At 37.5% G+C, this 13,401-nt stretch carries 11 protein-coding genes; 6 read left to right on the top strand and 5 right to left on the bottom strand.

Annotated elements, in window-relative coordinates; all coding sequences use genetic code 11:
- Positions 1-132 precede the first annotated feature (132 nt).
- The 5 genes from LY60_RS07765 to LY60_RS07745 form a co-directional block, all read right to left on the bottom strand.
- Complete coding sequence (locus LY60_RS07765; protein WP_145082165.1) at positions 133-1,968, bottom strand: aldehyde ferredoxin oxidoreductase family protein; 1,836 nt, start codon at positions 1,966-1,968, stop codon at positions 133-135.
- Positions 1,968-2,447, bottom strand: coding sequence for a 4Fe-4S dicluster domain-containing protein (locus LY60_RS07760; RefSeq protein ID WP_145082163.1), 480 nt, complete (start codon positions 2,445-2,447; stop codon positions 1,968-1,970). The genes LY60_RS07765 and LY60_RS07760 overlap by 1 nt, the downstream gene beginning before the upstream one ends.
- A gap of 207 nt (positions 2,448-2,654) precedes the next feature.
- The gene (locus LY60_RS07755; protein WP_145082161.1) at positions 2,655-2,879 is read right to left on the bottom strand and encodes a MoaD/ThiS family protein; all 225 of its coding nucleotides are present in this window, start codon (positions 2,877-2,879) and stop codon (positions 2,655-2,657) included.
- Between the two features lie 289 nt (positions 2,880-3,168).
- Positions 3,169-4,371: an NADP-dependent isocitrate dehydrogenase gene (locus LY60_RS07750; protein ID WP_145082159.1), complete on the bottom strand. Its 1,203-nt coding sequence runs from the start codon at positions 4,369-4,371 to the stop codon at positions 3,169-3,171.
- A gap of 67 nt (positions 4,372-4,438) precedes the next feature.
- Positions 4,439-6,733 carry a hydratase gene (locus LY60_RS07745; protein ID WP_145082157.1) on the bottom strand — a complete coding sequence of 765 codons (2,295 nt, stop codon included), beginning with the start codon at positions 6,731-6,733 and terminating at the stop codon, positions 4,439-4,441.
- 130 nt (positions 6,734-6,863) lie between these two features.
- Between LY60_RS07745 and LY60_RS07740 the strand changes: the two genes are divergently transcribed.
- The 6 genes from LY60_RS07740 (at position 6,864) to LY60_RS07715 (ending at position 13,391) form a co-directional block, all read left to right on the top strand.
- Positions 6,864-7,799 (top strand): LysR family transcriptional regulator, encoded by a 936-nt coding sequence (locus LY60_RS07740; RefSeq protein ID WP_145082156.1) that lies wholly within the window; start codon positions 6,864-6,866, stop codon positions 7,797-7,799.
- Positions 7,800-7,827: 28 nt separating this feature from the next.
- Entirely contained in the window at positions 7,828-8,973 is a 1,146-nt protein-coding gene (locus LY60_RS07735; protein ID WP_145082154.1) for a 2-methylaconitate cis-trans isomerase PrpF family protein, read from the top strand.
- 145 nt (positions 8,974-9,118) lie between these two features.
- A complete protein-coding gene (locus tag LY60_RS07730; RefSeq protein WP_145082153.1) occupies positions 9,119-10,498 on the top strand; it encodes an MmgE/PrpD family protein in 1,380 nt (459 codons plus the stop codon).
- Positions 10,495-11,769, top strand: a complete 1,275-nt coding sequence (locus LY60_RS07725) for a nickel-dependent lactate racemase family protein (protein ID WP_145082151.1) — start codon at positions 10,495-10,497, stop codon at positions 11,767-11,769. Before LY60_RS07730 ends, LY60_RS07725 begins: the two co-directional genes overlap by 4 nt.
- 2 nt (positions 11,770-11,771) lie before the next feature.
- Positions 11,772-12,764: a tripartite tricarboxylate transporter substrate binding protein gene (locus tag LY60_RS07720; RefSeq protein WP_145082149.1), complete on the top strand. Its 993-nt coding sequence runs from the start codon at positions 11,772-11,774 to the stop codon at positions 12,762-12,764.
- 129 nt (positions 12,765-12,893) lie between these two features.
- A complete protein-coding gene (locus LY60_RS07715; protein ID WP_145082147.1) occupies positions 12,894-13,391 on the top strand; it encodes a tripartite tricarboxylate transporter TctB family protein in 498 nt (165 codons plus the stop codon).
- Positions 13,392-13,401: the final 10 nt, after the last annotated feature.

Raw genomic sequence — 13,401 nt, 5'->3', positions numbered from 1 at the left:
TAAATCAATATGTAGGGGAGGACCTCGTGTCCTCCCGCGAACGGATACGAGACCCGCTCCTACAATTTGTATAATAAGAATATTGTCAATTACCTGAACGTTCATAAAGGATGTTCTGTTTATTTATTAGTATTAATATGCTTCTTGAGCTGATTTCATTGCGAGACCGAGTTCTTCAAGCTTTTCATCTGTAGGAACGCCATATTCGTCCCAGCCTCTTCCAGCATAATATTCATTGAGCATTACTTCAAGTTCAGTAACCTTTCCTTTTGAAGGACCGCTTGTTACAGGTTCCTTGAGAAGTCTTGGCGGAAGATAATCATCTTCTCTGGTGAGTCCTGCTTCAAGGTTGAATATTTTTTCAAGATTCCAGATTCTTTCTCCTGCTTTCAATATTTCTTCATCTGTCATATCAATTCCTACAGTTCCTCTTAGAAGATTTGAAACTTCAGGAAGACCTATTGCAAATGTAGTGAACAGACAAATGTCTGAAGAGTCAACAACTGCAGTAAGATCCTGGAACAATTTAACGAGAGCAGCTTTTCCTTCTGTAGTGAGAGGATCAGTCTTCATTGGAATTCCTAGAACTTCAGTGCTTGTTACATATCCTCTTACATGGCAGCCGCCGCGGTTGCTTGTAGCGTAGGAAAGTCCCATGCCTTGAATTGCTCTGCCGTCATATGCAGGCATTTCCTGTTTTTTAACAGTCATTGAAAATTCAGGGTGACCATATTTTTCTGCCATTCTGTATGAACCAAGAGCAAGCACATCTCCAAAGCCTTCTCTGTTGCCGGTTTTTTCAGTCCATTTCATTATTGACTGAGCATCTCCAAATAAAAGCTCTTCGCCGTCTAAATCTTCTTTAGGCAAATAACCTTTTTCGTAAAGTTCCATTGCACATGCAATAGTAGCACCCATTGTTATAGGGTCCATTCCCAGCATGTTGCACACATGGTTTGCCTTGTCTATTTCATTGATGTCATTAATTCCGCAGGAAGCTCCATATGACCAGCCTGCTTCATATTCAGGACCTGCAACTATTCCTTTGTATTTTCCGTCAGGAATTTTTACAACTCTTCCACATCCTATTGGGCATGCAAAACAAGCTTTGTTTTTAACCAGGTATTTTTCAGTCAGGTATTCGCCGCTTATTTTTTCTGCATCATCAAATCTTGAAGACTGCCAGTTGTTTGTAGGAAGGGCGTGCATTTCATTCAATATGTTTACAAGAACTTCTGTTCCGTAAGTTTGAAGTCCGCCGTTTTTTCCGGTTACTCCGTTTGCCAGAACTTTTTCTCTTGCATCCTGTGCTGCCTTGTTAAATTGCATTGCATTGGCAACACCTATTCCGTTTGTTCCTTTTACTACAACTGCTTTTAAATTCTTGCTTCCCATAACAGCGCCAAGGCCTGATCTTCCTGCAGCTCTGTCGCGGTCATTCATAACAGCAGCGAAAAGAACAAGTTTTTCTCCTGCAGGACCTATGCATGCAACTTTAGCATCGTCTTCATTTTCAGCAAGAAGCATGTCTGTTGTTTCGAAAACATTTTTACCCCAGAGGTGTGAAGCATCTTTTAATTCTACTAAGTCATCGTTTATATGCAAATAAACCGGTGTGTTTGATTTTCCTTCAAATATTATTCCGTCATAACCTGCAAATTTAAGCTCAGGGCCAAAATATCCGCCGGAGTTAGCTGCTCCAATTGTTCCTGTGAGGGGAGCTTTTGCAACAACGTTGAATCTTCCTGCACATGTAGCATATGTGCCAGTAACAGGGCCGGTCATGAATATAAGCTTGTTTTCAGGGCTTAAAGCATCTATGGTAGGGTCAACTTCTTCGTACAAGTATTTTGAACCAAGTCCTCTTCCGCCGAAATAGTCCTTGGCATAATTCATGTTAAGTTTTTCTGTTTTTATAGTCTTGTTTGTTAAATCAACTCTTATTAATTTTCCAGTATAACCTTTCATTATTTAGCCCCCTCTCCAAATGCTTCTTTAAATTGGTTGGCAATAATTTTCCTCTTATCCAATGCGCCGTCCAATTCCTTGTACTCAATAGCGCCATAGCCGCACATTTTAACACATTGAGGATCTCCGCCGCACATATCGCATTTTACTACTCTTTTTAATCTAGAACTGTAAGTCATGTTGCCGAATGGGCATGCGCTTACGCACATTTTGCATCCAATGCATTTTTCTTTGTCGTAATTTACAACGCCTGTTTTTTCATCCTTCGTGAGAGCGTTAACAACACATACAGTCATACAGTGCGGCTCATCGCATTGCATGCACATCATAGGAATCTGCAGACCAATTTCGTCATAGAACATTACTGAAACCGCAGAATCTTTTGGATTGAAGTTATCCCCTTTACTGTAGGAACATGCCAGTTCACATGTTCTGCAGCCAGTACATTTTTCTGGCGATACAACTAAACCTTTTGACATTTTACCTTCTGACACCTTGTGTCAGAATCCACCTCCTTCAGTGCAATGAATTTTATAAGAGCAATTATTTTAATCATCGATTAAAATAAAAGGGACACAAATAAACAACAGTTTATTTGTGTCCCTTTGCGCAATGGCAGGTGCAAAAATTGCTTTTCACGCCCTAACGTTCACAGAGGCCCATGAGGTCAACCATGAATCGGAACATTAACCTCCTGCAACAGGAGGAAAAATTGCCAGAATATCTTCATTATTCAATTTTTCGTCAACTTCCTTGTAACTTCCGTTAACAAGAACCAGTCCAAGTTCTTCTTTTTTAATGCCCAGGTAATCCAGAACATCCATTATTTTAGCATCATCTTTAAATGACAACCGTTTGTTCATCCATCTGCCAACTCTGAATGTTGCAAACAATCTAACTTCTATTTCCATAGCTATCCTCAACCATTATTTCCACCTTCTATATTTTACCACATAGAAAACGATTTTTCAAGACGAAATATGACTAAAGGTAAATTATTTTCAATTTTGTGAACTTATAGTAGAATAAAATTATTGACAGTAAAAAAGCACCCTGCAGTCAGGATACTTATTATGAAAAAATATATGAAAATGCAGGGAAGAGATGCTGTCCATCTGCACGGGCGGGTGCAAGGCCCGCCCTACAGTTGGTTGAAAGAGGGATTTATCATTAATTAATGGCATCAGTTATGTTGCCGATTTATAATTTAATGTTATTTGAAATAACATCTATTATTTCTTCAGTAGTTACACATTTTTTATGGAGAATAGAAGACATTTCAATCAAGTCGCCGGTCATGATACCGCTGTTTATAGTGTCATGGCATGCTTTTTCAAGACTGTCAGAAAATTTAACAAGTTCAATGTTACCATCCAGTTCTCCGCGTTTTCTCAGTGCTCCTGTCCATGCAAAAATAATCGCTATAGGATTTGTTGAAGTTTTTTCTCCCTTAAGATGTCTGTAATAGTGCATTTTTACAGTTCCGTGGGAAGCTTCGTATTCATGAGCGCCGTCAGGTGACACAAGCACTGAAGTCATAAGGGCCAGGCTTCCGAATCCAGTTGCAATCATGTCGCTCATTACATCCCCGTCATAATTTTTGCAGGCCCAGATTATACCGCCTTCAGACTTTACAATTCTTGATACCGCATCGTCAATGAGGGTGTAAGTATACTTGATTCCAAGGTTATCAAATTGTTCTTTATATTTTTCATTGTACAGTTCTTCAAATATGTCCTTGAACTTGTTGTCGTATGCCTTAACAACTGTATCCTTTGCTGAAAACATCAGGTTGGTTTTTTCTTCAACTGCATGTTTAAAGCAGGATTCAGCGAAAAACCTAATTGAGGAGTCTAAGTTGTATTCACCTATTATGATTCCTTTTTCCTTAAAGTCATAGACCAATGTTCTTTTTTCATTGTTGTCCCTGTCCGTGAGAACCAATTCTGCTTTAGTGAAAGCATCAACCTCCATGCTTGTAGAAGCGTATATATCTCCATATGAATGTCTGGCTATGGTGATTGGTTTTTTCCATCTTGGTATTAAAGGAGTTATGGTTTCAAGTGTAATAGGTTTTCTGAACACGGTTCCGTCAAGAATGTCTCTGATGGTGCCGTTGGGACTTTTTAAAAAGTTCTTCAAGTCATATTCGATTTTTCTGTCGCTGTTTGACGTTATTGTAGCACATTTTACTCCAACGCCGTATTTTCTTATGGCATTAGCAGCATCTATTGTAACCTTATCATTGGTATTATCCCTGTTTTTCAAGTGCAGGTCATAATATTCGCTCTTCAGTTCAACATAGGGGAGTATTAATTTTTCCTTGACCATGTGCCATATTATGCGTGCCATTTCATCCCCGTCAAGTTCAACCAGTGGTGTTGTCATTTTAATTTTTTCCATAGATCTCCTTCAATTTATAATGGTTTAATGGCCTTTAAAATTCCGTGGAATTTAAAGGCCATATTATTTATAAATTTTTCTTGTTGTAATTAATCAGTGAACCGTTTAAGAGTATTTCTCTTTCTTTATCAGTAAGAGCTCCCAATGACAGTGTTATTTTTCTTGGTTCTTCATCTAATACATAAGCTGTAATTTCATTAACTTTGTTTTCTATTGCGCTCTTAATACCCGGAACAAATATGAAATCATCCTTTTTAATCAAGTTTTCATCTTTGATGAGGAATGGAATTATACCCCAGTTAAGAAGGTTTGATCTGTATCTTTTTGTAGCATATTCCTTTGCAATGTTTGCCCATGCGCCTAAAATTCTCTGGCATGAAGCAGCTTGTTCTCTTGCAGAACCATCTCCCGGCTTGTTTGCATAAATTGTGCTTCCAATTCCAGTTTCAACAGGGTTGATCATAGCAAATCCTTCAATTTTTTGTATTCTTTCAAAGGCCTGCTTAAGTTCAGCAAATTCTTTTGCAGTATCTTTTCCTTGCTCACGGGCTAATTCATATTCATGAACTTTCTTTGAGTTTGCAACATAATCAGGATCTTTTCTACTCAAAGTAAATTCAGCAAGTCTTATAGGATTTGATCTGTATGAAGAAGTTTCTCCAGAAGGAATCAATTCGTCAGTTGTTGTAACTGGGTCTGTAATGTGAGTAACAACTTTTACAACTATGTTTTCTGTCACTTCAGGCATTTTAGGCCAAGGTTTTATGTTTGGTCCGTATACAAGCTCCACAGAATCATCTGCCTTGCCCCATCCGTTGTAAACTTTCTTTTCGTAAATTGATTTATCAAAGTGGTATTCTGTTTCTGAATAATCAACATCAATTTCATCTGCAGCTGTTAAAATACCGCCATTTATGGCTGTTGCTGCAATTGATCTTGCATCCATTAGAGCAACCATTGAAACCTGTCCTTCAGTTGGTTTTGAACCATCTCTGTTCGGGAAGTTTCTTGTTGCATGTCTGATGGAAAACTCGTTGTTTGCTGGTGTATCTCCGGCACCGAAGCAAGGTCCGCAGAATGCTGGCTTGATAACAGCTCCTGCTTCCATAAGGTCAGCTACAACCCCGTTTCTTACAAGCTCAATATAAGCTGGCTGGCTTCCGGGATATACGCTCAAGGAGAACTTATCATTGCCTGTTGATTTGCCTTTCATTATGTCTGCTGCAGCAACTATGTTGTCAAAAGTTCCGCCCGAACATCCTGCGATGATTCCCTGATCAACATATATGTTGCCGTCAACTATTTTGCTCATCATGTCAACTTTTACGTCGTTTGACTCAAAAGTTTTCTTGCTTGCTTCTTCTATTTTTGCAAATATTTCTTGAGGATTCTTTTTAACTTCTTCAATTGTATATACGTTGCTTGGATGGAAAGGAAGAGCTATGGAAGGTTTAATTTGTGATAAGTCAACTTCCACAATTCCGTCGTACAATGCAATTGCTCCAGGGTTGAGCATGCTGTAATCTTCTTCTCTTCCGTGAACTTCATAGAAATTCTTAACTTTCTCATCTGTTTCCCATATAGAGCTCCAGCATGTTGTTTCAGTAGTCATAACGTCGATTCCGTTTCTGTATTCAACAGACAGATGCTCGATGCCGTCACCAATAAATTCCATAACCTTGTTTTTTACAAAGTTGTTGTTGTAAACTTCCTTAATTATATTAAGAGCAACATCATGAGGGCCAACGCCTTTGTTTGGTTTTCCTTTAAGATAAATTGCTATAACTTCTGGGTAACTTATGTCATAAGTCTGCTCAAGAAGTTGTTTTGCAAGCTCTCCGCCGCCTTCACCTATTGCCATTGTACCAAGAGCACCATATCTTGTGTGGCTGTCAGAACCCAAAATCATGTTTCCGCACTTAGTCATCATTTCTCTGTTGTAAGAGTGAATTACTGCTAAATTTGGCGGAACATAAATTCCACCGAATTTCTTTGCAGAAGACAATGCAAATTTATGGTCATCTTCGTTAATTGTGCCGCCTACTGCACAAAGACTGTTGTGGCAGTTTGTCATTACATATGGAAGAGGGAACTTCTTCATTCCGCTGGCAATTGCAGTCTGAGTTATGCCAACGTATGTTATGTCATGGGCAGTTATGGAATCAAATTTAAGCTGCAGTTTTTCCATGTTATTTGAATGATTGTGTTTTTCTAGAATTCCATAGGTCATAGTGCCTTTTTTTGCTTCATTTTTATCATATGTCATGTTGTTTGATTTTGCTGCTTCACAAAAATCATTTTCCTGAGAAACAATGGTCCTGCCGTTGATAATGAGGACAGGATTGTTAACAATTTTAATCATTTATATCCTCCAAGGTTTTGAAATTAATAATTGTACATTTTACTTACTAAGTGTATAATAATTGTGAAATATAGTCTAATATTGATTTTATTATATTTTATATAGGCAAAACCTATGAATGGAGTAAATTATGAACGATAGAGAATTAATATATGTAAAAACAATTGCTGAAACAAAGAGCATTTCAAAAGCAGCTCAAAAACTTTTCATTGCCCAGCCCTCTCTAAGTCAGGCTATACAAAAAATTGAAGATGATCTGGGAACAAAACTTTTCATAAGAAAACATGATGGAATTTCACTTACAATGGCAGGTGAAAAATATTACCTGGCAGCAACTGAAATACTGAACATTTATGATGATTACAAAAATGAGGTAACTTACATCAACGATTTAAAAAGAGGAAGAGTGACTATTGGCATAACAGTCTACATGGGAACATATCTGCTGCCAAAACTATTGCCAATGTTTGCAGAAGAATTCCCCAATATTGAAATATATATAAAGGAACTTGATTCCGTCAACATGGAAAAATCTTTGCTGGATGGAACCATAGATTTTGCTGTCATGCACACTCATCCGCTGAAAAACAGCGAGCCTCTGAACCATGAAGTGTTGTACAAAGATCCCTTCATGATTGTAACACAAAAAAATCATCCTCTGTCTCAGTACGCCAAAAAAGTTCCGGACAGCCATCACTCTTCCATTGACTTGAATTTGTTCAAGGATGAAAAGTTCATAATGCTTCGAAAAGATAAAAGAATCAGACAAGTGTGTGACATAATTTTTCACAGGGCAGGAATAAATCCGGCAACATGCCTGACGCTGCAAAGTTATGAAAGCGCCAGAAGATTGGCGAGCACTGGCTATGGAGTAACCATGATTCCTCTTCAGTACATCAACATATTCGAAGGCCAGTATGATGCAGACTACTTTTTCATAGAGGACAATGAATATGCATTTTGGTATACATGTATTTCTACAAATCCTAATATGTACTTGTCAAAGGCAGCCAAGGTTTTCATGAATATGATTAATGACTATTTCAACGACAATCAGCCAATTTAAATTAAATTCATAAGATAGGGAGGATAATATGTTTAGAGAATCAATAGATGTTTCGTGTTCAATAATAAGAGGAGGCTCAAGCAAAGGTGTTTTTTTTCTGGAAAATTCACTGCCGCCTCATGGAGAATTAAGGGATAAAATTTTGCTTGCTGCTTTTGGAAGCCCTGATGCAAGGCAAATAGACGGCTTGGGAGGTGCAAATTCACTTACAAGCAAAGTATGTATCGTAGGACCTTCGCAAAGAGATGATGCGGATGTTGACTATACATATGGTCAGGTAAGTATAGACAAAGCCATGATTGACTGGAAAGGAAACTGCGGAAACATGATTTCAGCAGTTGGAATATTTGCAGTTCAGAACAATTTGTTAAAGGCTGTTGAACCTCTTACGAATGTTCGAATTTACAATACAAACAGCAACAAGATAATACATGTCACATATCCGGTGAAAGATGGACGTGTGTTGTCGGAAGGAGATTACAGCATACCGGGAGTTCCCGGCACAGGCGCAAAGCTTAAGGTTGAATTTTTTGATCCGTCCGGCTCAGTAACAAAAAAATTGCTGCCTACAGGAAATACAAAGGACACCATAAGTTTAGGAGAAAATAAAATATTTACGGTTTCAATGGTTGATTCAGGAAATCCTGTTATATTTGTGAAAGCTGAAGATTTGGGAATGAATGGAACAGAGCTTCCTGCAGAAATCGAATCTGCACCCGGAATATTAAATACCCTAGAAGAAATAAGAAGCATATGTGCTGAACTTTCAGGAATAGTTTCTGACAGAAAAGATGCTCTTTCTAAAAGTCCCGCGTATCCCAAAATCTGCATTGTTTCTGAACCTAAGGATTATATTAATTCAGAAGGAGCATTGGTTAAAGCCGAAGAAACTGATCTTCTTGCAAGGATGGCAGCTCTTCAGAAAATGCATAAAACTTTTGCTGTTACTGCTGCCGTTGCAACAGGGGCTGCATCAAAAATTAAAGGAACAATAGTTAATGAAATAGTTGGTGATAAAATATCAGAAACATTAATCATAGGTCAGCCCTATGGACCCATGGAAGTAACAATCCACATGGAAGACGGTAAAATAATTAAAGAAGGAATTTACAGAACTGCACGTAAAATAATGGATGGAAACGTTTATATTCCATATTCCAAACTAGAGGTATAGGCATTGCCTATACTAGGTATAACATAAATATATTTGCTTAAATAAAACTATTAACATATAATTGTATACAAAGATTGTATACAATTATTTTTATGTTGGTGAACACAGTACAGTTAACGAAAAATTCATAATTGGATGTGAATGTATGAATGAGTTAGAACAGCTTTCAGATTTTATTTTCAACTTCGACTTGGAAAAAACTCATTGTGATGTTGTAGAAACGGCGAAAATATGCGTATTGGACTCATTTTCTGCAGCAGTGGGCGCTTCAAAGGATAAATTGATAGTTGATATAATCAAAAAATATAAAGAGTTTTATAATTCTGAAAATGAAAACGGTATTTACGTTTGGGGACATAACATAAAACTTCCGGTTGTACAAGCTGCATTTATAAATGCAATGATGGGACATAAACTGGAGCTTGATGATGTCCACACAAATTCAAAGACGCACATTGGAACTGTTGTGGTTCCTACGGCAATATGCCTTGCTCAATATTTAAAGTCTTCGCCAAAGGAATTCCTGGAAGCAGTAATATGCGGCTATGAAGTAATGTCAAGAATAGGAATGGGTTTTGGAGTATCAAGCCACCGCAACAAAGGATGGCACGTCACTTCCACAGCAGGAACTTTTGGAGCTGCAGCTGCTGCAGCAAAGCTTTTAAAGTTAAATGTTAAAGAAACAACACATGCTTTAGGAATGGCTGGTACCCAATCATTCGGATTGTGGGCGTTTCTTGAGGACAGTGCAAGTTCAAAGATTTTGCATCCTGCAAGAGCTGCTTCAAGCGGAATTGAAGCTGCAATGCTGGCTAAAGCAGGAATGACAGGACCGGTAAGCATACTTAGTGCAAATGATGGAAACCTGTTTAAAGCCATGTCTGATGAATATGATATGGCAAAAGTAACAAAGGACCTTGGTGTCGTATTTGAAATAAAAAATGTTGACAACAAGCCATATCCGTGCTGCAGGAGCACACATTGTGCAATTGATTCAGCAATACAATTAAAAAAATTATACATCATAGATGTTGATGATATTGAAGAAGTGCAAATAGGCACTTATCTTGTTGGGTATAAACAATGCGGACTCACAGAAGGAAGCAAAAACCCAGGAACTTCAACAGAAGCAAAATTCTCAACACCTTACACATTTGCAACTGCCATGATAAACGGAAATGTATCTTTGGAACATTTTACGGCTGAATCTATAAACAATGAATACGTACATTCATTGCTAAAAAAAGTTACTGTTTATTCTGACGATGAATTTACAAAGAGGTATCCAATGCATTGGGGCTGCAAAGCCAAAATAGTCATGAAGGACAAAAATGTATATGAAATTGAAGTCAAAGATGCATCAGGCAGCGTATACAATCCTGTTTCTAAAAATGACATAAAAAACAAAGCAATTCCTCTCTTGAAAGTAGCATATGAGGATAGTGTTATTGAAAAAATACTTAACATTGAAAAGTATTCCGACATGTTCATGGAATCTTTCATGAAACAGGAGGCAGAAAATTGAAAAAAATCGTAGTACCCTACGGCAATAGTTTTCAGCAAGCGGAAGTTAATGAAAGTATAATAGTGGAAAACATTGACTTGGCAGGCAATGACAATATAGATTGTGAAGAGAGTCTTTTAAAAAAAGCAATGGATAATCCTATTGGTTCGTCAAAACTTGAAGACATGGTAAAAAATGATGACAATATTCTTATTGTTGTCAATGACCACACAAGACCGGGACCAAATAAAATAATAGTTAATGAAATAATAGAAAGAATAGCATCTAAAGTTGATGATAATAAACAAATAAAGTTTATCATTGCAACCGGCAGCCACAGAAAGCCCACAAGGGAAGAACTGGTCAATATATTAGGTGAAAATATAATAGATAAATATGAAGTTTTAATACATGAGTGCAAGGATGAAGACAGCTTAAAATATCTTGGAGAATCATTGTACAATGTTCCAATTTATGTGAACAAGGCTTTGACTGAATGCACATTTTGTATAGTAACAGGACTTATAGCTCCTCATCATTCAGCTGGATTCAGCGGAGGAAGAAAGAGCATAGTACCTGGTCTGGCTGGATTTAATACACTTAAAATCCACCACTCTTTACCTATAAGGCCTTATGAACCGGCCATGGGAAATATATATGGTAATCCATTCCATGAAGTTGCTTTGGATGTTGCTTTAAAAGCTAATGTAAAGTTTATGGTTAATGCAGTTCAAAACCCACATAAACAAAACATAGCTTTTGTAGCAGGAAATCTGATTGAAGCACACAAACAAGGAGTTGATATATGCAAGGACGCCAGTGAGGTGATTATTTCAGAAAAGGCTGATATTGTAATTGCCAGTCCCGGGGGATATCCCAGAGACAGAAATCTTTATCAGTCACAGAAAGCATTATCAGTGGCAGAAATGCTTGGAAATCCTGATTGTACTTTTATCATATCTGCAGAGTGCAGAGACGGGTATGGGGAAGGAGTACTTAAGGAATGGTTATCTGCCGCAGCTAACCCTCAGGAAGTAGTTGAAAGATTTAAAGCTGAAGGTTATGATGTGGGCAGCAACAAAGCGTTTATGTATGCCAGGGCAATGATTAAAGGAAAAGTAATTATTGTTTCTGAATACTTGAACAAAGACGAGCTTGACGAAATGATGTTGGGATGGGCTCCAAATCTTGAGCAAGCTTTAGAAGAAGCATTTAAGAAAAAAATACCGAATAAAATTCTGGTATTGCCCAATGCAGTAAATATAATTCCTACAACTTTAAAAGGAGAATAAAAATGAAAAAAAGATTTTTATTAGCTACAATGGCACTAGTTTTATCCCTTTCTATCATGGGATGCAGCAAGAAAGAAGCAACTCCAGCACCAGCTGACGGAGCTTCAGGAGCATGGAAATTCGAAAGACCTATTGAAATTGTAATACCTTTCGGACCTGGAAGCGGTACTGATACAACTATCAGAGCATGGGCTCCATTGATGGAAAAAGAACTTGGAACAACTATCAACATTAACAACGTTGCAGGTGCCGGCGGAGTTCAGGGTGCTGAATTCTTTGTTAATCAGCCAGCAGACGGATATACATTTGCAATGTATACACCTTCACACGTAATAGCTGCTGTAGACGGAACAGCATCATTTGATATATTGAATGACACAATGCCTGTAGTAAGACTTGTACAGGACTCTAACATAGTATTGGCAGGAAAACACGTTCCATACAACAATTTAGAAGAATTGATAGCATATGCAAAAGCTAACCCAGACAAGAAACCTACACTTGGTATGATGTCAATTAACGGTATTGACGGCGCAGCTGCTAAACAACTTTTTGATGCAGCAGGAATTGAAGTTCAGTTCATTCCATATGCAAGTGGAGCTGAAGCAAATGCAGCAATAATGGGTGGACACACAGACATGGTTTTAACAAGCCCATTTGACGGAAATGCTTACCTTGAATCAGGTGACATGAAAGCCATCGTATTGCTTGCTGAAGAAAGAGCAACAAACCTTCCAGACGTACAATGTACTGGTGAACTTGGATATGAAGCATACATCGGACCTTGGAGAGGAATCGTTGCAGCAAAAGGAACTCCACAAGAAGCTATTGATGCATTAGAAGCAGCAGCAGTAAAAGTTAATGAAATGAAAGAATGGACTGACTGGAAAGAAACTGTAGGACTTAATGACAGACCAGGTTTTGCTACTCAGGAAGAATTCAAAACAATCTGGATGGAATACTATGAAACTATGAAAGCCCTCAGAGGAAAATAGAAATTAAATAGTATGCATATAACCTTCTTGGAATATTCAGACAAAAAGTTCAAAGAAGGTTATATTTTTCAAATAGTATAGTAATAAAAAATTGTAATATTTTAAAAAAATAAAGGAGTGAAAAACAGTATGGCTTTGGAATTATTGTTTAACTTGGGTTTAGCGGTATTTTTCATTTATTGTTTCTTTTTCGTGGGTTCAACTGTACCTGCTGCGTTACCCAATACATTGGGAGGAGCTGAGTGGTCAAAAATATTATTGGTTCTTTTAATTATAAGTTTGATTGCTAATGCTATTAAGATCGCAAGAAGCAACAGCGGAAACATCAGCTTTAAATTTAATTTCGATATTAAAAAATTTGTTACAAATAAAATGTTCATAGGCAGCATCATAATGCTGGTATATGCATCTGTACTTGATACAGTTGGTTTCCTTACAAGTTCTTTTATTATGTTCTTGTTCTATTCACGTCTGCTTGGAGAGAAGAAAATCAAGACACTTTTGATTTCAGCTTTTGGATGTGTTGTGCTTTTATACTTGATTTTCGACGTGCTGCTTGGCATCATGCTTCCAAGAGGAACAGGCATATTCAGAACATTTGCATTGTTCATTGAATCGTATATTTAAGGAGGATTAA

It is taken from the genome of Sedimentibacter saalensis (assembly GCF_007830175.1).
Classification (GTDB): Bacteria; Bacillota; Clostridia; order Tissierellales; family Sedimentibacteraceae; genus Sedimentibacter; species Sedimentibacter saalensis.
Note: the sequence above shows the minus strand (reverse complement) of the source record. Positions and strands in the feature narration are given on the sequence as shown.

Bases quoted from the DNA above. Each gene is read 5' to 3' on its own strand.
- LY60_RS07765 (WP_145082165.1), bottom strand. From the start codon at position 1,968: ATGAAAGGTTATACTGGAAAATTAATAAGAGTTGATTTAACAAACAAG.
- LY60_RS07760 (WP_145082163.1), bottom strand. From the start codon at position 2,447: ATGTCAAAAGGTTTAGTTGTATCGCCAGAAAAATGTACTGGCTGCAGA.
- LY60_RS07755 (WP_145082161.1), bottom strand. From the start codon at position 2,879: ATGGAAATAGAAGTTAGATTGTTTGCAACATTCAGAGTTGGCAGATGG.
- LY60_RS07750 (WP_145082159.1), bottom strand. From the start codon at position 4,371: ATGGAAAAAATTAAAATGACAACACCACTGGTTGAACTTGACGGGGAT.
- LY60_RS07745 (WP_145082157.1), bottom strand. From the start codon at position 6,733: ATGATTAAAATTGTTAACAATCCTGTCCTCATTATCAACGGCAGGACC.
- LY60_RS07740 (WP_145082156.1), top strand. From the start codon at position 6,864: ATGAACGATAGAGAATTAATATATGTAAAAACAATTGCTGAAACAAAG.
- LY60_RS07735 (WP_145082154.1), top strand. From the start codon at position 7,828: ATGTTTAGAGAATCAATAGATGTTTCGTGTTCAATAATAAGAGGAGGC.
- LY60_RS07730 (WP_145082153.1), top strand. From the start codon at position 9,119: ATGAATGAGTTAGAACAGCTTTCAGATTTTATTTTCAACTTCGACTTG.
- LY60_RS07720 (WP_145082149.1), top strand. From the start codon at position 11,772: ATGAAAAAAAGATTTTTATTAGCTACAATGGCACTAGTTTTATCCCTT.
- LY60_RS07715 (WP_145082147.1), top strand. From the start codon at position 12,894: ATGGCTTTGGAATTATTGTTTAACTTGGGTTTAGCGGTATTTTTCATT.